Source organism: Aequorivita sp. KMM 9714 (genome assembly GCF_011065475.1).
GTDB classification, from domain to species: Bacteria; Bacteroidota; Bacteroidia; order Flavobacteriales; family Flavobacteriaceae; genus Aequorivita; species Aequorivita sinensis.
Map to the genome: position 1 here is coordinate 1,257,586 of NZ_JAAGRO010000001.1, position 19,233 is coordinate 1,276,818.

A 19,233-nucleotide genomic window follows, 5' to 3' on the forward strand; every position below is an offset into this window, starting at 1 on the left:
TCCTTCTCTTTAAAAATATTAGATATGAAAGACATAAAAATCGAAGACTTTAAGGTTTCTGAAAGTATAAAGATAAAAGACACAAAAACAAAAGTAGATTTAGATGCTTCAGAAAAGAAGTTAAAGAAAGCATTGAAAAAAACTCGAAAGGAGCTTGGAGATCTTCAAGATACACTTTATGCTCACGGGAAATATGGTGTTTTAGTGTGTATTCAAGGAATGGATACAGCAGGAAAAGACAGTTTAATTCGTGAGGTTTTCAAAGATTTTAATGCTCGTGGAGTAGTAGTTCACAGTTTCAAGACACCTACATCTTTAGAGAAACGCCACGATTATTTATGGCGTCATTATATAGCGCTACCAGAACGAGGAAAGTTTGGTGTGTTTAATCGTACCCACTACGAAAACGTTTTGGTTACACGTGTACATCCAGAATATATTCTAGGTGAAAATTTACCAGATGTAAATAGCTTGGATGACATCACCGATGAGTTTTGGGACAAACGTTTTCAGCAAATAAATGATTTTGAAAAAACCATTCAGGAAAATGGAACAATTATTTTTAAATTCTTTTTAAATCTTTCAAAAGAAGAACAAAAATATCGCCTATTACGTCGTTTAAACAAGCCTAATAAAAACTGGAAGTTTTCTCCAGGTGATTTAGATGAGCGCGAACTTTGGAATGAATACCAAAAGTATTACGAAGAAGCGATTAATCGCACTTCAAAACCTAAAGCACCTTGGTATATAATTCCTTCAGATGATAAAAAAGCTACACGATATATTGTGGCAGAAATAATGCTTCAAGAATTACAAAAATACACTGATATTAAAGAGCCTGAATTGGATAATGATATAAAGGCGAAAATTTCAGAATATCGTGAAAGGCTTAAAAATGATTAATTTTCTCAACAAAACACAATGAAAATAAATTTTCTCCCCACTTTAATTTTTACAATTCTTTTTTCATTTATAGCAATTTCACAAAATCCTACCAAGGATTCAATTATGTTGAAGAAGCTGTATAATACAGCCTTAACCGATGGAAAAGCTTACGATTGGTTAGATTACTTATCCAACGAAATTGGTGGTAGACTTTCTGGTTCAGTTGAAGCAGAATACGCTGTAAAATACACCGAATCTCAACTTAACGAACTTGGTTTAGACAAAGTTTGGCTACAACCTGTAATGGTCCCAAAATGGACGCGTGGTTTTAAAGAATACGCATATATTGAAGGAAGTTCAGGTATTAAAACAGAAACACATATTAGTGCTTTGGGTGGCTCTATACCAACACCAAACCTAGGTTTAAAAGCTGAAGTTGTTGAAGTTCATAGCTTCGACGAATTGGCAGCATTAGGAAAAGAAAAGGTCGAAGGGAAAATTGTATTTTTTAATAGGCCGATGAATCCTGAGTTTATTCATACTGGTTATGCTTATGGTGGTGCATCAGATCAACGTTTTTCTGGGGCCGAACACGCGGCAAAATACGGAGCTGTAGGTGTAATTGTTCGTTCTCTTTCACATAAAATGGACGATGCGCCTCACACAGGTGCTATGAGCTATGGAAAGACCCCTGAGTCTAAATATATTCCAGCGGCTGCCATTAGTACAAACGGAGCAGAATTACTTAGCAGTTTATTAAAACTTGATCCAAATTTGAAATTTTACTTTAAACAAAACTGTAAGAATTGGGACGATGTTTTGTCGTACAACGTAATCGGTGAAATTAAAGGTAGTGTTTACCCAGATCGATATATGGTTGTGGGCGGACATTTAGATAGTTGGGATAATGGCGATGGCTCCCACGATGATGGGGCAGGAGTGACACAAAGTATGGAAGTGTTACGCTTGTTTAAAAAGCTTAACTACAAACCAAGACATACTATTCGCGTTGTGTTGTTTATGAATGAGGAAAATGGCTTACGCGGAGGTAAAAAATATGCTGAGGAAATTAAAAGTAAAAATGAAAAACACGTTTTTGCCATAGAAAGTGATAGCGGTGGTTTTACACCAAGAGGTTTTTCTCTTGAAACTGATGCGGCTAACGTTGCACAAATTCGCTCTTGGGCACCTTTATTTGAACCCTATTTTATTCATTTATTTACCGAAGGTTATAGTGGTGCAGATATTCGCCCAATGAAAGGAAATATAGATGTTCTTGCTGGACTACAACCAGACTCGCAAAGATATTTCGACATTCACCATTCCGAAAATGACACTTTCGATAAAATTAATAAGCGGGAGCTAGAGCTCGGTGCTGCAACTATGGCAAGCTTGATGTATCTAATGGATACTTACGGAGCTAAATAAACTTAATTTAGTTGGTAGTGTTGATTAAAAAAAATAGCTACCACCAAACCACAAAGAAGCGCTCCAATGTATGGGGCGTTTTTTTATAGATTAAAGGTGACTTTTTATTTTGAATCTGTTCATTTATCAGCTTCTCAATTTCTGAAAAAGTATGCCATTCTTCAATAGTTTCAATTGGTAAGAGCCATTCTTTTTTTGTCGGGATGGCGTACTTGGCAGTTTTATCCTCCTTTTTAAAATCCTGGTGTTTTATCCAATGCCCAACAAGACAGCTAGTGTAATTTTTAGGGAATGAGTCACTGCTAATTTCCTTGGGAAGAAATAGAAATGCTTTTATGCATAATTTCTGCGATGTAGGAAATTCAACATTTAGGTCTTCTAACCTTTGAATGGTTTCAGGATTATGAAGTAACGGGAATTGCTTAAGTTTTACCTTTTCCAATTTGTCGTAAAGAGTATCTTTTCTATTCGGACCAATCCATTTTTCTTCTTCTGTAGTGCCGTTGTTTTCATCGTATAAATAGAACTTGCAGGCTAATTCTATATGACTGACTTCCTTTGCAACTAAATTCTTAACAATATAATCTAGTTCGCCTAAAGTTTCTTTTTGGTTATTGATAGTATTCGAAGCATGAATTTGAAGGTTTGCAAGTAGCAATTCATATTTTTTAGACATCCTTAAAACTGCTTCAAAACAGGCTTCGGCTTGCATACCGAGAACTAGATTTGTTGGAAAACTGAATTCACTATCAGAAATTTTTTCCTCTAAAAAATCAAAATTAGAAAAAGGATACTGTTCCGAGTTAATTTTTAAAACGGGAGCTTTAAGGAATGAGTTTAAAATATTTGGCACTTTTGGATTCAAAAGATAAAAGTGTTTTAAAAAAGTAATTTATTTAAACGTCCAAGCAACGAAGCGGCTTTGTTTATTGCCTTGCTCCATCTCTATAATTTTCACTTCAGTTGGTTTCGTTTTATTGATGGCGCGTTTTATGTTTTTTAGGTTTTCTTTTTGTGAAACAATAGAGGTAAACCAACGTACTTGATCTTTAAACTGAACACTTTCTTCAGCCATTTTTTTGATAAATGCTTCTTCGCCACCTTTGTACCAAAGTTCGTTACTCAATCCGCCAAAATTTTGAGTTTTATCCTCACTGAGTTTTAAATTTTCAAATTTTCTTAAGTTGCTCTTTTCGGCATCTGTTCGGTTTTTGAAAAAAGGTGGATTACAAACTACAACATCAAAAGCGTCGGTAGGCTGAATTATATGTTCTAAAATATTGCTTTTGAACTGTTGATGTCGAAGTTCAATGTTTTTTAAAGCTTCGTTTTTATCGATTATTTCCTGTGCATTGCTTAATGAATCTGTGTTCACTTCGCTAGCTGTACAATTCCAATTAAAATGAGTACTTGCAAGAATAGGGTAAATAAGATTTGCTCCAGTACCAATATCCAATAGATGAATGTCTTTTTCTGATACTAAATCTGCAACGTGCAATAGGTAATCTAATCTCCCAGGAATTGGAGGGCAGAGATTATTTTCAGGAATATTCCAATAGTTTATACCAAAATGTTCCTTAAGTAAGGCAGTGTTTAGTGCTTTTACAGCTTGGCTGTCGGCAAATTTAATTGTTTGATTTCCGTGTTCGTTTACAAATACGAAAGACTTTAATGGGGGATGTTTAGCTATAAGATTATTGAAATTATAGTCTTTATTGAATGGGTTTTTTGGATGCACGAGTAGTTTTTTAGAACTGTAAAGATACTACAATCAATACTGTTCTCTCGTTAGTTAGCCTATTGTTCTATATTTTCACGAATCCCTGCTTTTTCCTTAGCCTCTTCACTTGCTATAATGGCATTTTTTACTGCGCTGAAGGTTATGTCTTTTGCTTCAGCATACGAAATATTATAGCTGCGTTTTATATTTCTAAATTCTTCAGGGAAAGGTTTTAACAGCGTGTCGTAATAGTTATCTAGTTGTTTGTCGGTTGGCAATACATACTCTAGTCTTAATTGAAACCTTCTTAGCAAAGCTGAATCAATCACCTTAGGATGGTTGGTTGCAGCAATTAATAAGGTTTCATTGGGCATTTCATCAATTAACTGAATTACGGTATTTACAAGGCGTTTCATTTCTGAAGAATCCTTGTCGTCGTGATCTCGAAGTTTTCCGATGGAATCAAATTCATCCAAAAACAACACCGCTTTTTCGCGCATAGCTTTTTTAAAAACATCGGTAATGTTTTTGGCAGTTTCGCCCAATCGGGAAGAGACAACAGTTCCAAGATTTAAGATGATTATTTTTTTACCTAAAGCTTGTGCAATGGCTTTGGCAGTAGTCGTTTTACCACAACCTGTATGACCAAAAAGAAATATCTTATTATCAACAGGAAGTTTATACTTGCTTAAAATATCCAAATGCTTAAACTCTTTTAATAACTGATTCAAAGCATTTTTATTAGAATCACTCAAATGGATTTCATCTAATCCAATAGTAGTTTCATCTGAGTTGAGAATATAGTCTGATATAGCCATTTGCCTCTTTATTTGAGAATGCAAAAATAGCGAAGGTTTTGAAATGAGCGTCAGATTGCGAAGAAGTAATTTCTACTTCTTTAAAACACTTTCATATTTTTCAATCCATTGCTCAACAGTAATTTTTGAGCTAAGCTCACCTAAGAGGTCAAAAGGAATGTTTTTAGGGTTTTTAAATCGAACACAGCTTTTGCCCATGTCTAATTTTCCTTTGGCGTGATTTGGATATTCATTAACAAACCAATCTAAAAGCTCAGGATCTGCATAGACTCCTGAATGGTAAAATGCAATGTGATTTTTTTGAGAAGCAATACTTAAAAAAGGCAAAGCATCTGAGGGTTTACAGTGGTATCCATCTGGATAAATACTATGCGGAACAACATAACTAATCATTCCGTATTGCATAGTTTCTTCAAAACCTTTAGGGAGATTAGACTTTACAGTTTCTCTAAGTTTTTTCATTACCTCCTGACGGTCTTCAGGAAGTTCAGAAATATATTGGTCTGCTGTGGTAGCTTTAGATTGCATAATGAGAGTTTTGATTGTGTTGGGCTAAAATTAAAGTTTTTATTGAAACTTCAGGATTATTTTGTTGAATCACAAAGGTAAAATGGATATCAAATCTCGATTTACAAAATCACCTTAACCCTTCAATTTCATTTTGAACATTTTAGCCGCTGAAGTGTAACCACCTTCTGTGCCATCCACAAAATGGGAATGTTTTGTTTTTCTATCTAGAACATAACACGACATTACGGAAGCGTGGGTTATATGAATGCCAAAAATGATTTTCTTTTCTTTTTCTAGTTGATTTAAGTATTCTAAAAACGCGTCTATTTTACTTTGTTCCCCAGTAAAAATTGTATTAATCATACCGTCGAGCATAAAAGTGTGTGACAACTGACTTATTTGCTGTAAATATTGTTTTCCAGTGGAAGTTATTCTTAAATATAGTGTTCCTATAAGTGTTGAAAACCAATTTTTAAACAAGTACATCCAACTTTTATTGACGAGACTAATTTTCATTTCTTCCCAAATATTGTAAATACTATAATTCAATTTAAGACTTTGAGATTTTATAGGTTGTCTGTTTTTAAATGTGCCAAAAAGCGAGTCTATTTTGGATAGAACTTCACTATAGACTTCAATTTGAGTAGCTTCATCTGTGGCATCCAACAGTAAACAAACAACTTTATTTTTAGTTTGTGACGGATTAATTTCTTTCCATCTGCATTCCATTCCTTCTAAATTGAGAAGGTCTTTTTTAAAACTTGTAGCATTATTTTCTACAAAATTAGTTTTAATAATTTCCTCAGCTTTTTTTAAACCGTTTCCTAAAACAATGGGAATTGTTAATTGTTCAGTAAGTCGGTGTTTGGCTATTTTTATTGTGGTTTTTTGATCGTTTAACTCTTCCACTGAAATATACCCAACTCTAAGGATTAGCTTTGTTTTGCGTTTAATGTGTAGTCTGTAATTTTCTAAAACTGAGGTAACTTTAGATAGAAGTACTTTGGGTACTATAAATGTGGCGCCATCACCTCCAAAAAAATATGGGATTTCTACATTCTTTCCCTCTTTTCTAATCGTGTTCAAAACTGAAATTATTGCTCCAGTTGCGGTCAAGTTTATTTGATGGTGTTTGCCTTCCTTAACAGCATGGGTGGAGTTTTGAATATCCACAACAACCACCTGCCAAGTGCTAGGAACATTAGAAAAACTAGATTCACTAGCCAATAGTTCTATAAGCGATTTATTAGAACTTTTTAATCTGGCATAGGATTTTAAATCGTTCATCTAGTCTTTGAGGTTCTGTTGAGGTGGCTAATTACTATTTTGGGTGCTTTTTATGATTTCAATTTACATTTTATCTTACAAACTTCAACTTCGGTTTCGATTTCAATTTCAATTTCGATTTCGATTTCGATTTCATTCTCATATCCTACTGATACCCCGCTGCCTGCAATTTAAACAACTCCGAGTACAATTTAGGGTTTGCCATTAACTCCTCGTGAGTGCCCAGCTCTAATACTTGTCCGTTTTGCAACACCAAAATTCGGTCAGCCATACGTACCGTGCTAAAACGATGGCTGATAATAATACTGGTTTTTCCTTTGGTAAGTGCTATGAATCGTTCAAAAACATCGTATTCTGCTTGTGCATCAAGAGCACTAGTGGGTTCATCTAGCACCATAATATCGGCGTCTTTCATATAGGCGCGGGCGAGGGCTACTTTTTGCCATTGTCCACCGCTTAGTTCTTGCCCTTGGTAAAAACGTCTTCCAAGGCGTTGTTCTAAACCGTCTTCCATTTCGCTTACAACTTGTTCTGCTAAACTTTTACTGGCCGCGTAACCAATTGTTTCATCGTTATCGATTTCGGATATGTTCCCTACAGCAATGTTTTCACGAAGGGTAAATTCATATTTAAAAAAGTCTTGGAAAATCACCCCAAAACGATTTCGGTATTCGTCAACATCAAACTTATTGATGTTTATTCCATCTAATAATATTTCACCTTGAGTAGGTTCATAAAAACGTAGGAAGAGTTTTATAAGTGTTGTTTTACCAGCTCCATTTTGTCCTACAAAAGCCATTTTTTCTCCTGCCTTCATAGTAAAAGTAACGCCTTTTAGCACTTCAGTTTTACTACCAGGATAAGCAAAATGTAAATCGTTTATTTGAAAACCTTGGGTAATGGTTTCGGGAATAGGAGTTTTTGCTTCGGAAGTTTGTTCGATTTTTAAATCTAAGAAATCGAAATAATCCTGAAGGTATAGGGCGCTTTCAGAAATACGAGTGAATCGTGAGAAAAAGCCTTGTAGGTTGTTTCGCAATCTGTTGAATGATCCAGAAAGGAAAGTAAGTTCCCCGATTGAAATAACTCCAGTAAGTACTCTTAAAATAATATAAATATAGGCGCCATAATAGCTCAATATCCCTAGAATGTTAAACAGCGAACCGTATAAACTTTGTTTCAACGAAAGTTTTTTGTTGAGGTGATAATATTCATTGGAAAGATTTTTAAATCGCTCTGCAATAAAATCAGTGAGTCCAAAAAGTTTAACTTCCTTAGCAGTTTGGTTGTTAGCCCCAATAAATCGTAAATAGTCTAATTCTCTTCTTTCTGCAGTCCAACTTCTTGCAAGTGAATAGCGAGTACTACTAAATTTGGCTTCATTAATAAAAGATGGAATAATACTGAGTATAAGAATTAGAATTAATATAGGTTCAAAATATACCAATCCTGCTATTAATGAAAATATTGAAATTACACTTTCAGCCTGTCCTAAAGCGTTACTCATTAATTCAACTCTGCTGTTGGTTTGGGTTCTAGCACGTTCTAGCTTGTCGTAAAACTCAGGGTCTTCTAGTTGGGCAATAGTTAGTTCGGCAGTTTTTCGGATAATCTTTTCGGAAGAATCGTTGGAGTAGAGGTCTCCTAAAAGTCCATCGGTTAGATTTATCAACCTACCCAACAAATCTGAAAGCACTACCACGGCAAATTCAATAAGCACCAAATTCCATAATTGAGTAAAATCTTTATCCTCTAACGAAACTTGAAGTATGATTTCATCAATAATCATTTTACCTACCCAAAGAATTACTACAGGTGTAAAAGCATTAATTAACCTACTGAAGATATTAAGTAAGAAAAGTTTCGGACTACTTTTAAATATTTCTCTAAAAAATCTAGGAATCGTTTTTAGTGCTTTGAAGGAGTCTTTAACGCTAGTTTTTTCTTTTTTATCGGTTATAGATTTTGGGATTCGTCTTGCCATTTCTTTTTAATTCTTAATTAAGAAGTATGAATTCATAATTTTTAAAATACAAAGCTATTCTAAATTACACAACTACTATCTTTGCGCAAAATTTAAATTTTGGCGCTTTCAGATTATACTCGCGAATTCAAATACAACACCAAACTGGCAACCCCAGTTATTTTGGGTATGCTAGGGCATCAAGTGGTGGCCTTGGTAGATAATATTATGGTTGGGCAGTTGGGGAGTGCCGAACTTGCTGCTGTTTCACTTGGAAATAGTTTTATGTTTGTAGCAATGTCCTTAGGCATTGGGTTTTCTACAGCCATAACGCCTTTGGTTGCTGAAGCTGATGGAGAAGGGAATAGAGAGAAAGGGAAATCCTCGTTTAAGCACGGACTGTTTTTGTGTATTGCTTTGGGGATTGCCTTATTTGCCTTAGTGATGTTCTCAAAACCTTTGATGTATATGATGAAACAACCCCCAGAGGTTGTGGATTTAGCTATGCCATATCTTACTTTGGTTGCTGCATCATTGGTTCCAATGATTATATTTCAAGCTTTTAAACAGTTTAGTGATGGAATGTCGATGACACGACTGCCAATGTATGCTACTATTATAGCAAACTTGGTAAACATTTTACTAAACTATATGTTTATTTTTGGAAAGTTTGGTGCACCAGAGCTAGGTGTTGTTGGTGCTGCAATTGGCACCTTGGCATCGCGTGTTGTGTTGGTAGGTTCTTTATGGTATTTACTAAGTCGAAAAGAAAAGTCGCGCTTCTTTGTTACTGAAATTAAGATTTTCACCCTTAGTAAAGCAATGATTAAGAAACTTTTAAACCTTGGTTTTCCTTCGGCTATGCAAATGTTTTTTGAGGTGGGGATTTTCACTTCTGCTGTTTGGCTTTCGGGAATATTGGGTAAAAACCCACAAGCTGCCAATCAGATTGCACTAAATCTTGCATCTATGACCTTTATGGTGGCAATGGGATTTAGTGTAGCTGCAATGATACGAGTGGGTAATCAGAAAGGTTTAAAAAACTATGTAGAGTTACGTCGTGTAGCCATTTCTATCTTCCTTCTAACGTCTATTTTATCATTAGTATTCGTAGCTGGTTTTATAATTTTTAATGGTGATTTACCAAAAATATTCCTTGATTACGATAATTTAGCACAGTTTGCCGATAACAATGAAGTAGTAATATTAGCTTCGCAGTTGTTGATAATTGCTGCTATTTTCCAATTTACTGATGCGCTACAAGTGGTTGCTCTAGGAGCGTTACGCGGAATGCAAGATGTGAAAATTCCTACAGTGTTAACCTTTATATCCTATTGGATTATTGGATTCCCAGTTTCATATTACTTAAGTATGCACACTTCATTAGAAAGTATGGGAATTTGGATAGGACTACTAGCTGGGCTAAGCGCTAGCGGAATTATGTTATTCATCAGATTTAACTATCTTTCGAAGAAATTAATTAGGTTGGCTGCAAAATAATAATGGTAGGATAATGTTTAACTGAATCCTGATTAAAAAAACTCATAACTCTAAACTCATAACTAAAAATGGATTTCCCAAAATACTTACTAGGCGACAATAGCGATTACCCAAATGCAATTTTTGTGATTCACACAGAATTTCCTCGTTTTATCATAAACCTTGAAAATGATGAAGTAGAATGGCTGGAAGATTTTGACAAGGAAGATCAAAAAGAATTAGAAGCTGAAGCAGAAAACTTAATCCAAGGTGCTACCGATTTTTACGATCGTGAGATTGCCTTGTACGAAGAAGATTAATTAGCTATTACTGCGGCACACGAATAATATTAAACTGTTATTTCATCTGTGGTGAAAGCGATTAGCTGAATTTTTACAAAAGAATCAAAAAAATGCTCGACCAATTATTAGAATACGACACCGAACTATTTTTATTTCTGAATAACCTAGGAAATACCTCTTGGGACGGATTTTGGCGTTTTGTAACTGAAAAATGGTCGTCTATTCCTTTGTACGCTGTTTTGCTTTATTTAATATATAAACATTACGGATTAAAGGGAATGCTTGTAATTGTTGTGAGTGTAGCCTTAATGATTACTGCAACAGACCAACTAGCCAATCTTTTTAAATACGGAATTAAACGTCCTAGACCTTGCCAAGTAGCCGAGCTTAAAGAAACTATGCGCTACGTTGCGGACGGTTGTGGAAGATATGGATACTTTTCAGCACACGCAGCTAGTTCAATGGCAGCAGCCGTATTTCTAGGATTGAGTCTTCAAAAATGGTATAAACACTTGCCTTTTCTTCTTTTAATATGGGCAATTATGACAGGATACAGCCGAATTTACCTAGGCGTTCACTATCCTTTAGATGTTATTACAGGAATGGCCATTGGTGGCTTATTAGGCTGGGGCTTTTATTTGTTGCAGCAATGGGGACAACGAAAATTTAATACATAAAAGATGTTAGGTTTAGCCCAGTCGAAACCTCTTTTTCACAACGAAAATTTAATTCTTCAACTTTTGTAAACCTGACAGGTTTTAATTCGTCATTTTTTCGATACAATAAACAAATCTCTATACAATCTGTTTTTGTGAGTGCGGCTGTCGGAACCTTTTGGATTCATATCGTATCGCTCTACAAGTTCTTTGTGGTAATCAGCAAAAGTATTATTGAAGTTTTCTATGTTGTTTTCAGAAACCATAACACCAAACTTGCTTTCTTCTGGAATGATAACATTCTCATCTGCTTTTAAAATCGTCATCTTTTCACCGTAATCCCAAATAAGCTCCGGAGTCATATCAGAAAACTCATAAATACTTAATCCTTCAGTTTTACCAAAAGCATTCAATTCTGAAAATGATTTGTATTCAGGATTGTTTGTAATAGCATTACTTAGCGGTAGTCCAAACCAAATAACTGTAACAATAAATGCAATGGTTAAATAAAATACATTTGATATTTTTCTTCTGAAGAGGTTTCGGAACATAAAAACTCCAATTATCAAAAGAGTTATTGAAAGGAGCACAAACCAAAGCCAGTTCCCTTCAAGACCATCTTTCAAAAATATATATCCGCCAATAGGAAAAATTATTCCTATTGAAGCAATAAGTCCGAAGTTAAAATAAACTGGAATTGTTTCTTTTTTATCAGTTAATTCTTTAAACCTTCTGAAAAGATATTCAATATAAAATCCAGTGTTTAGCGCCATTGGAATAAGAACGGGCAATAAGTATCTAGATTTTTTTTCTGGAATTAAAGACAGTAAGACTACCGAAATCATTGTCCAAAGAAAAGTAAAGAGATAAGCTTTTTTATTGAATACGCGATTTTTTAAATAAGGATAGAGTAATGCTACAAACGCTGGGATAGTCCAAACTCCACTTTGTGTAAAAAAGCTCCAATAGTAATAAAACGGTTTTATTTCGTAACTAATCCAGTTGGTAGTTTCTTTTTTGGTGATTTCTATTGCTACAGGATCAAAAGTAAGGGTGTACCAGTGCCACCAACTAGAAACAATGGCTGCAACTACAATAAATAGTAATAAAGCAAGCCATCTTGATTTTAAATCTCTAAACTTATAAACTATCCCAAACGAAATTAGAAAGGGTAGAAGTAACGCATAAAATGAAACGGGGCCTTTGCTTAAAAATGAAAATCCGAAAAACAGTCCTGCTAAAAGTGCATTTCGATATTTGTGATTTCCTACACTATGCCTAGTTAAGTCTTCAGTAAAAAAGAGATACAGCATATAAATACACAACATCATAAATCCGTGTGTGTAAATATCCCATTGGCCGTCACGTGCAGATGCCACTATATAAAATGAAGTCGCCATAACAAGCGAGCTGATAAAAGAATACAGCTTTTCAGATGTAAGTTTTTGTGCAAATTTGTATGAGATTAAGACTAAAATAAGCGACATTATGGCTGCGGGAAGACGTAAAGCCCAAACTGATTTTATTCCGAAAATCGCTGCAGAAAAAGCCGTTAACCAAGTGGGTAATGGAGGTTTTTGATAACGTGGCTCTCCGTTTATTGTAGTTAGCAGCCAATTGCCATCGGTAAGCATTTCACGTGCTGTAATGAAGTTGCGAGCTTCCATTATATTTACAGGCAAAGAGCCTAAATTTACAAAGAAAATGGCTGCGCAAGTAATTATAAGAAGCACTAAATAATTTCTTTCAATTTTCATTATCAACTTGTTTTTTCCAAATGAAAATATTTCGAACATAAATTACCAATCCAGCTATATGCCCAACAAATAACACAGGATCCTTTCTAAATATAGCATAAGTTAAGATCAATGAAGCCCCAACAACACTCATTCTCCAAAAGCCTACAGGTAGTAAAGATTCTTTCAATTTTTCGGAAACCATCCATTGATAAACAAATCGGAGGGTAAATAAAACCTGTGAAACTATTCCTAGAAGTAATAACCAAAAAGGAATTTCTTGATTGTTAAAAAGCTTATTGAGGTCGTATTCGCCGTTGTTATAAGCGAATATTACAATAAGCACCGGAAATATAATTAGAAATATTTGCAGTAGTTTAGGCGATTTCTGCCATTCCCCTTGTAGTTGTAAATTTCGAATATAGATGTAATAAGTGAGCGCTTGCCCTAACATTATTGCGAAGTCGTCTCTTAGATATCCGTAAACAAAAAGTAAAAATGAAGCGAATAAACTAAGCTTCCAAAATGTAGAAGGAGTTATAATTCGTTTGCTTTTTTCAGAAAGAATCCATTGAAGTAGTAGTCTTCCGCTAAAAAGAATCTGAGCTAAAAAACCAATGCTATAAATAAGCCAGCTACTCATCCTTTACTTTTAATCTCGTAATTGATGTACTTCTTTTTCATCCATAAGTATGCAAAACAATCCATTAAAGGCCCAATCAAACGATTCCATAGCCCGAATTTTGCTGTACCCGCCATTCTAGGGAAATGCTTAACAGGTACTTGGATAATTTTTCCGTTTTGCAATAAAATCATTGCAGGTAAAAAACGATGAAGCCCTTTAAACATAGGAATACGTTTGGCGTAGTCTGTTTTTATAACTTTTAGAGGACACCCTGTATCGTCCATTCCATCATGAGTAAATGTGCGACGGATGCCGTTTGCAATTTTAGACGACATGTTTTTTACAAACTTGTCTTTTCTATCGGCACGAACTCCAGTAACAAGATCGTACTCATCAATGTGTTTTAGAAGTAGGTTGAAATCTTCTGGGTCGGTTTGTAAATCACTGTCAATATAACCCACTAATGGACTTTCAACAGTGTCAAATCCAGCTTTAATTGCTGCGCTTAACCCTCGATTATCTTTAAAAGAAATAAAATTAAAAGCTTCATTCCTTTTACATATAGCTTCAATTAAAGCTTGACTATTATCACTAGAACCATCGTTAACAAACAGTATAGATGTTTTTTTAGAAGCGATTTTGGTATATGCTAATAGTTCCTTTTCAACTCTTTCTAAGTTTTCTTCCTCGTTATAAACGGGTACAATGATTGTAAATTCGTACATGCAATAAATTGAAAAGATTTCTGCAAATGTAAGTTTTTAGTTGAGAAGTTTATAGGTTTATTAGTCGATGAATACCGAACATAGTCAAAATATTACTTTGTTTAATGAAAGTAAAGTTGCGAAAGGTAAAAGTGTTTGTTTAAAAAGATGTTATTTTGCAAGGAAAAGAAAAATGTAAACAAGCCTTTAGAGCAGTAAGGAGAGATTTAAATATTTTTACTTGTTTTGGTTTGTGATTTTCTTCAGTCTTGATTGAAAATTAAATAAATGAAAATACTTGTTACGGGAGCTGCCGGGTTTATAGGTTCACATACTGCAGAAAGATTGAAAGCTGTGGGTCATGATGTAATTGGAGTTGATAATTTTTCACCTTATTACGATACGCAGTTAAAAGAGTTAAATGCAAAAGCCTTAGCCGAAAAAAATATTGAAGTTCTAAAACTAGACCTACGAACTGATGATTTAAGCAGTAAAATTCCTGAAAACTTAGATTATATATTTCATTTTGCTGCACATCCAGGCATATCAAATACTTCCACTTTCGAAGATTATTTTAGTAATAACATTTTAGCAACTCAACGCTTATTAGAATTTACTGAAAGCTTACCACAAAAACCTTTTTTTGTAAATATTGCTACTTCATCAATATACGGACTTGAAGCTACCTTTCCTGAAACAACTACAGCAAAACCTGCATCTTGGTATGGTGTTACAAAATTAGCTGCGGAGCAATTAGCTTTGGCAAAAAGCCGTGAAAAGAAATTACAAGCAACTTCTCTAAGATTATTTTCGGTATATGGACCTCGCGAAAGACCTGATAAACTTTACACAAGGTTAATAGATTGTGCTTTAAATAATAAACCGTTTCCTCTATTTGATGGGAGTGAAAAACATCTTCGTAGTTTTACTTATGTGCAAGACATTGTTGACGGAATTATAAGCGTTATCGGTAAAGAAGATATTTGTAATGGGGAGATTTTCAATTTAGGAACTGAAACAGAAAGCACAACTACTGAAGGAATTTCAACGGTTGAAGATATTCTTCAAGAAAAAATAAATTTTGAAAAGAAACCACCTCGTGCAGGGGATCAATCGAGAACTAAGGCTAATATTGATAAGGCAAGAAATTTATTAGATTACAATCCACAAACAAATTTACGCAAAGGCTTAGAAGCCCAAGTTGAATGGTTTAAAAAGAATTTTAAGTAAGATTATTTTAGATTTAATAACTTTTCAGCAGCCTCAAAAGGGGTTGTTCTATTTTCATCAATAGCGATTAATTGCTTTTCTAATTCAATTTTAATTGAAGGTCTAGCATAAAAATCACTTTTCAACCTACTTTCAATAGTTTGCATAAGCCAGAACTTGTTTTGTTCTTTTCTTTTATGTTGAAAATATCCGTTTTCCTGAGTTTTTTCGAAATAGTTAGAAACAACTTCCCAGATTTCCTCAATACCTTCGTTATTCAATGCGCTAGACAAAAGAGTTTTTGGATTCCATCCGCTTTCTTTGGGAGGGTAGAGGTGTAAGGCGCGGTTAAATTCATTTTTAGCCATCTTGGCAGCCTTGAGATTTTCCCCATCAGCTTTATTAATCACTATGGAATCTGCCATTTCCATAATACCGCGTTTTATTCCTTGTAATTCATCACCTGCACCAGCGAGTTTTAGCAATAGAAAAAAATCGGTCATAGAGTGTACGGCGGTTTCACTTTGTCCAACCCCAACAGTTTCAATTAAAATAACATCAAAACCTGCAGCTTCACATAAAATAATTGTTTCTCGCGTTTTTCTCGCTACACCGCCTAAAGTGCTTCCACTTGCCGAAGGTCTAATAAAGGCATTAGGCTCTTTAACCAATTCTTCCATTCGGGTTTTATCACCTAGAATACTTCCTTTGCTAATACTGCTACTAGGATCTACCGTAAGTGCTGCAACTCTTTTGCCTTTGGAAATTAATAACTTTCCAAAACTTTCAATAAATGTGCTTTTCCCTACCCCTGGAACTCCTGTAATCCCAATACGGATAGATTTATTTGCGTGAGGTAAACACTTTTCAATTAGCGTTTTAGCCAGAAGTTGGTGTTTTGCAGCCTTGCTTTCAATTATAGTAATTGCTTGGCTTAAGGCAGTTTGATTTCCATTTAAAATTCCTGAAACCAAACCCTCAACAGTTAATTCTTTCTTTTTTCGAGCACGAAGTTTATTTACAACCTCCATATTCAACGTATTAGGTTGTGGAACGCCTTCTTTCTCTTTTAAAGCACTTGTATTTTTTATCTTTTTAGCCACATTGTGAATTTAGCACAAATTTATGAATATGTTTTTTTAAAAACGGGTTTAACATAGTATATTGGAATTTAATATTAATAAAAATACAAAGAAATGAAAAAGTTATATGAAGCCTCATCTACAGCAGTAGGAGGAAGAAAAGGTCACGTATCCTCAGAAGATAAAAAGATAGATTTAGAACTTTCAACTCCTAAAGGTCTAGGTGGCGACGGTGGAAAAGGAACTAACCCTGAGCAGCTATTTGGAAGTGCTTATGCAGCTTGCTTTGGTGGAGCATTACAATTAGTAGCTGAGAGAGAGAAAGTAAAACTTGATGGAGATGTGAGCGTAACTGCAAATATTGAAATTGGTATGACAAAAGAAGACAACCTTCAGCTAAAAGCTACTTTAGATTGTTATATACCAGGTGTGGATGTTAAGACGGGAGAAGACTTAGTGAATAAAGCTCACGAAGTATGTCCTTATTCTAGAGCAACTCGTGATAATATTACTGTAACTTTGAATTTGTTGTTAGACGAATAAGAACAAGATTTTAACAATAAAAAAAAGCCCTGATTTTCAGGGCTTTTTTTTTTTACATTGCTTTAAGATTAATGACTTTACCGTCATTTTTTCCTTTATTCTCGTCTTGAGGCTGTTCTTCTTTTTTACCTTCAATAAAAGGACATTTCTTTGTGTGTTGTTTAGCTTGTTTTATATACCATTCTAATTGATACTTGTGTTTTTCAAGTAACTCAAGAATACCATCTGGTAATTCTCTTCGTTCTAAAAGTTCGTCGTATCGTTTAATGTTATTACGATCTCGGCTAATACAAGAGTTTACAATTGATTCAGCATCAAAATTTTCTAGAGCTTCTTTTATTTCTTGCCAAGTACGGTCTAAATTACCCTTGTTAGAATCTTCTTTCAAAGGTTCGATATCACGGGAGTGAAGTTCGTTGCTGATATCATGGCTCATCCTGTTTCTCTCAACAGCCATATAGTTCAAAAACCGCTTTAATTCCGTAGTTTGAGCATCTTGAGCAGCATTGTAATACAATTTTTCTGCTTCAAAGCATGCCACCAGTAAACGGTTAAGTTTATCGAAGTCTGCGTATTTCTGTTTCATATTTTTTCGATTTTATCAAAGTTAATATAAATAAGCGGTATTTGAAATTTTATATCTTAAATGTTTTGTAATATTATCTTATTTTTATTATAAAAAACTCAATGATTTTAACGTTTTTTGTGAGTGTCTGTTAGGCGCATTGAGGATATCTTATTTTTTGTGTAAATTTTGATTCAAATTTTATCAAAAAAACAAATTATTCGATTTATTGCTATTTCAAAGATATTCTGCTAAAGGCTTTTTATTGAATTAGATATACCAAAAAAGATGCCATATGTAGTGAGTTTTTATTACAATAAGAGTGTATTTTAAAAAGGGAAATAAAAAAGCCTCTTTTTAAAATTTAAAAAGAGGCTTATGGTTAATAAAAACTAGAGGGGGAGTCTAATTATTCTTTAACTACTTTTAAGTTTTCTACACTTCCATTACTTTTTACTTCTACCAAGTAAACACCAGATGCAAGATTTGAGAAATCTACTTGAGTATTGTTTTCGTTTACATTTACGTTAGAAACTTTTTGACCTGTTACATTGTAAACAGCAATCGAGTTAATCGCTTCCTTAGTACTTAAGTTTAAGACATCTTTCACTGGGTTAGGGTAGTAAGAAACAGTTGTAGTTTCTAGTGTAGCTGTTCCTAGTATTAAGTCGTCAAGATTTACCATCCAACCTTGAGAATACATTGGTGGGCCGTTTAACCATCCTGCGATATACTTTCCATTAGAAGATACTGAGATGGCAGTTCCTAAATAACCATCAGATGTATCTACTGTAATACCGTGGTCTGCTAAAATATCTTTTAAAAATACTGGTTGATCACCAAATGTAGGGTGATAAACAATAGCATCTCTTATTTGAAAATCAACTTCGGCATATCCTACTGCAACTCCATTATCAGAAATTGTAGAAAAAGATGCACTAAATGCGCCTTGAGGGATATCAAAACTTGTAAAAGTATTTGTTGTTAAATCGTAGATAAATGGTTCTAGGTCAAAACTACCTACCATTACGTTATTATTGTTAATTCCAAAAATTGAATTATCCCATGATTCTGCTGGTGATTGATTTTCAGGAATAGTGTGGAATTCACCATCTGATGTAATATAAGCTGGTACGCGTAAAGTTCCACCTCCGTCAGGACGATCAACCCATCCAACCATAATTCCGTTGTCATTTACTCCATAAGAAGCTCCTGCTTCACCTTGAGGGTCTAATCTAATAACTAATTCTTCAGTTTGAGTGTCGAAAAGAAAACCTCCATAATTTAAGCCAAAGTTTCCTTGTCCAGTTATATATCTACTATTATCAGAAATTCCATAAGGGAAATTTTGGTCGTTTGATGGATCTTGTTGCGTTGTAAAGCCAACGCCTTTCCACTCTCCATTGATTCTATAGCCAGCTTCCATATAGTTGTTGATGTCTATAATTCCAGCAACATTTCCATCGTTATTAATAGAAGATAGCATCAATGCATCATATTCCATAGGTGTTAATGTACCTGTTGCAAAATCATAATACTGTGCAGTTGTTACACCTTGACCGTTATCGTTTACGTCGCTAAAACGAGTACCCATTTCGGTAAGTATTTTTAATTCTACTTGCGCTTGCGCATTAGAGGCAAAAAAAAGTGCAGCTCCTAAAAACAAACTTTTGATTAAAAAAGTATTTTTTTTCATTCTTAAATTTTAGATAAATTAGATT

The 19,233-nt window shown here is 34.4% G+C and carries 19 protein-coding genes; 7 read left to right on the forward strand and 12 right to left on the reverse strand.

The features are described from left to right. Positions 1 to 24: 24 nt before the first annotated feature. On the forward strand, positions 25 to 903 hold the full coding sequence (locus G3A46_RS05645; RefSeq protein WP_165147269.1) for a PPK2 family polyphosphate kinase: 879 nt from the start codon (positions 25 to 27) through the stop codon (positions 901 to 903). A gap of 18 nt (positions 904 to 921) precedes the next feature. Beyond that, positions 922 to 2,313: a M20/M25/M40 family metallo-hydrolase gene (locus G3A46_RS05650; protein WP_165147272.1), complete on the forward strand. Its 1,392-nt coding sequence runs from the start codon at positions 922 to 924 to the stop codon at positions 2,311 to 2,313. Between the two features lie 37 nt (positions 2,314 to 2,350). Here G3A46_RS05650 and G3A46_RS05655 read toward each other — a convergent pair whose 3' ends face one another. The 6 genes from G3A46_RS05655 to G3A46_RS05680 all read right to left on the reverse strand — a co-directional run bounded on the left by G3A46_RS05655 (position 2,351) and on the right by G3A46_RS05680 (position 8,632). Continuing rightward, positions 2,351 to 3,178, reverse strand: coding sequence for a DUF1853 family protein (locus tag G3A46_RS05655; protein ID WP_206735958.1), 828 nt, complete (start codon positions 3,176 to 3,178; stop codon positions 2,351 to 2,353). 27 nt (positions 3,179 to 3,205) lie between these two features. Next, a complete protein-coding gene (gene rlmF, locus G3A46_RS05660; RefSeq protein WP_165147278.1) occupies positions 3,206 to 4,051 on the reverse strand; it encodes a 23S rRNA (adenine(1618)-N(6))-methyltransferase RlmF in 846 nt (281 codons plus the stop codon). Between the two features lie 59 nt (positions 4,052 to 4,110). Beyond that, on the reverse strand, positions 4,111 to 4,851 hold the full coding sequence (locus G3A46_RS05665) for an ATP-binding protein (RefSeq protein WP_165147281.1): 741 nt from the start codon (positions 4,849 to 4,851) through the stop codon (positions 4,111 to 4,113). 72 nt (positions 4,852 to 4,923) lie between these two features. Next, entirely contained in the window at positions 4,924 to 5,379 is a 456-nt protein-coding gene (locus tag G3A46_RS05670; RefSeq protein ID WP_165147284.1) for a DUF1801 domain-containing protein, read from the reverse strand. 114 nt (positions 5,380 to 5,493) lie between these two features. Further along, positions 5,494 to 6,648: a DUF3095 family protein gene (locus tag G3A46_RS05675; protein ID WP_165147287.1), complete on the reverse strand. Its 1,155-nt coding sequence runs from the start codon at positions 6,646 to 6,648 to the stop codon at positions 5,494 to 5,496. 145 nt (positions 6,649 to 6,793) lie between these two features. Beyond that, positions 6,794 to 8,632, reverse strand: coding sequence for an ABC transporter ATP-binding protein (locus tag G3A46_RS05680; protein WP_165147290.1), 1,839 nt, complete (start codon positions 8,630 to 8,632; stop codon positions 6,794 to 6,796). 99 nt (positions 8,633 to 8,731) lie between these two features. Between G3A46_RS05680 and G3A46_RS05685 the strand changes: the two genes are divergently transcribed. The 3 genes from G3A46_RS05685 (at position 8,732) to G3A46_RS05695 (ending at position 11,069) form a co-directional block, all read left to right on the forward strand. Then, positions 8,732 to 10,111, forward strand: a complete 1,380-nt coding sequence (locus G3A46_RS05685; protein WP_165147293.1) for an MATE family efflux transporter — start codon at positions 8,732 to 8,734, stop codon at positions 10,109 to 10,111. 68 nt (positions 10,112 to 10,179) lie between these two features. Further along, entirely contained in the window at positions 10,180 to 10,410 is a 231-nt protein-coding gene (locus tag G3A46_RS05690; RefSeq protein WP_139855090.1) for a hypothetical protein, read from the forward strand. Between the two features lie 92 nt (positions 10,411 to 10,502). Continuing rightward, positions 10,503 to 11,069: a phosphatase PAP2 family protein gene (locus tag G3A46_RS05695; protein WP_165147295.1), complete on the forward strand. Its 567-nt coding sequence runs from the start codon at positions 10,503 to 10,505 to the stop codon at positions 11,067 to 11,069. Between the two features lie 89 nt (positions 11,070 to 11,158). On the opposite strand, the gene G3A46_RS05700 is transcribed toward G3A46_RS05695, so the two are convergent. From G3A46_RS05700 to G3A46_RS05710, 3 genes are read right to left on the reverse strand one after another with little or no spacing between them, the layout of a single operon-like run. After that, on the reverse strand, positions 11,159 to 12,805 hold the full coding sequence (locus G3A46_RS05700) for a glycosyltransferase family 39 protein (protein WP_165147297.1): 1,647 nt from the start codon (positions 12,803 to 12,805) through the stop codon (positions 11,159 to 11,161). After that, on the reverse strand, positions 12,795 to 13,427 hold the full coding sequence (locus G3A46_RS05705; protein WP_165147299.1) for a lipid-A-disaccharide synthase N-terminal domain-containing protein: 633 nt from the start codon (positions 13,425 to 13,427) through the stop codon (positions 12,795 to 12,797). The genes G3A46_RS05700 and G3A46_RS05705 overlap by 11 nt, the downstream gene beginning before the upstream one ends. Then, positions 13,424 to 14,134, reverse strand: a complete 711-nt coding sequence (locus G3A46_RS05710) for a glycosyltransferase family 2 protein (protein ID WP_165147300.1) — start codon at positions 14,132 to 14,134, stop codon at positions 13,424 to 13,426. The genes G3A46_RS05705 and G3A46_RS05710 overlap by 4 nt, the downstream gene beginning before the upstream one ends. 267 nt (positions 14,135 to 14,401) lie before the next feature. Here G3A46_RS05710 and G3A46_RS05715 point away from each other — a divergent pair, with 267 nt between their 5' ends. Then, entirely contained in the window at positions 14,402 to 15,343 is a 942-nt protein-coding gene (locus G3A46_RS05715) for an NAD-dependent epimerase/dehydratase family protein (protein WP_165147302.1), read from the forward strand. Positions 15,344 to 15,345: 2 nt separating this feature from the next. On the opposite strand, the gene meaB is transcribed toward G3A46_RS05715, so the two are convergent. After that, positions 15,346 to 16,425 (reverse strand): methylmalonyl Co-A mutase-associated GTPase MeaB, encoded by a 1,080-nt coding sequence (gene meaB / locus G3A46_RS05720; RefSeq protein WP_165147304.1) that lies wholly within the window; start codon positions 16,423 to 16,425, stop codon positions 15,346 to 15,348. 93 nt (positions 16,426 to 16,518) lie between these two features. Here meaB and G3A46_RS05725 point away from each other — a divergent pair, with 93 nt between their 5' ends. Beyond that, the gene (locus G3A46_RS05725; protein ID WP_165147306.1) at positions 16,519 to 16,947 is read left to right on the forward strand and encodes an organic hydroperoxide resistance protein; all 429 of its coding nucleotides are present in this window, start codon (positions 16,519 to 16,521) and stop codon (positions 16,945 to 16,947) included. Positions 16,948 to 16,999: 52 nt separating this feature from the next. Here G3A46_RS05725 and G3A46_RS05730 read toward each other — a convergent pair whose 3' ends face one another. Both G3A46_RS05730 and G3A46_RS05735 read right to left on the reverse strand, forming a co-directional pair. Next, positions 17,000 to 17,533: a DUF2383 domain-containing protein gene (locus tag G3A46_RS05730; protein WP_165147308.1), complete on the reverse strand. Its 534-nt coding sequence runs from the start codon at positions 17,531 to 17,533 to the stop codon at positions 17,000 to 17,002. A 388-nt stretch (positions 17,534 to 17,921) separates the two neighbouring features. Then, entirely contained in the window at positions 17,922 to 19,208 is a 1,287-nt protein-coding gene (locus G3A46_RS05735) for a T9SS type A sorting domain-containing protein (protein ID WP_165147311.1), read from the reverse strand. Between the last annotated feature and the right edge of the window lie 25 nt (positions 19,209 to 19,233).

Bases quoted from the DNA above. Each gene is read 5' to 3' on its own strand.
- G3A46_RS05645 (WP_165147269.1), top strand. From the start codon at position 25: ATGAAAGACATAAAAATCGAAGACTTTAAGGTTTCTGAAAGTATAAAG.
- G3A46_RS05650 (WP_165147272.1), top strand. From the start codon at position 922: ATGAAAATAAATTTTCTCCCCACTTTAATTTTTACAATTCTTTTTTCA.
- G3A46_RS05665 (WP_165147281.1), bottom strand. From the start codon at position 4,851: ATGGCTATATCAGACTATATTCTCAACTCAGATGAAACTACTATTGGA.
- G3A46_RS05670 (WP_165147284.1), bottom strand. From the start codon at position 5,379: ATGCAATCTAAAGCTACCACAGCAGACCAATATATTTCTGAACTTCCT.
- G3A46_RS05675 (WP_165147287.1), bottom strand. From the start codon at position 6,648: ATGAACGATTTAAAATCCTATGCCAGATTAAAAAGTTCTAATAAATCG.
- G3A46_RS05680 (WP_165147290.1), bottom strand. From the start codon at position 8,632: ATGGCAAGACGAATCCCAAAATCTATAACCGATAAAAAAGAAAAAACT.
- G3A46_RS05690 (WP_139855090.1), top strand. From the start codon at position 10,180: ATGGATTTCCCAAAATACTTACTAGGCGACAATAGCGATTACCCAAAT.
- G3A46_RS05695 (WP_165147295.1), top strand. From the start codon at position 10,503: ATGCTCGACCAATTATTAGAATACGACACCGAACTATTTTTATTTCTG.
- G3A46_RS05700 (WP_165147297.1), bottom strand. From the start codon at position 12,805: ATGAAAATTGAAAGAAATTATTTAGTGCTTCTTATAATTACTTGCGCA.
- G3A46_RS05705 (WP_165147299.1), bottom strand. From the start codon at position 13,427: ATGAGTAGCTGGCTTATTTATAGCATTGGTTTTTTAGCTCAGATTCTT.
- G3A46_RS05710 (WP_165147300.1), bottom strand. From the start codon at position 14,134: ATGTACGAATTTACAATCATTGTACCCGTTTATAACGAGGAAGAAAAC.
- G3A46_RS05715 (WP_165147302.1), top strand. From the start codon at position 14,402: ATGAAAATACTTGTTACGGGAGCTGCCGGGTTTATAGGTTCACATACT.
- G3A46_RS05725 (WP_165147306.1), top strand. From the start codon at position 16,519: ATGAAAAAGTTATATGAAGCCTCATCTACAGCAGTAGGAGGAAGAAAA.
- G3A46_RS05730 (WP_165147308.1), bottom strand. From the start codon at position 17,533: ATGAAACAGAAATACGCAGACTTCGATAAACTTAACCGTTTACTGGTG.
- G3A46_RS05735 (WP_165147311.1), bottom strand. From the start codon at position 19,208: ATGAAAAAAAATACTTTTTTAATCAAAAGTTTGTTTTTAGGAGCTGCA.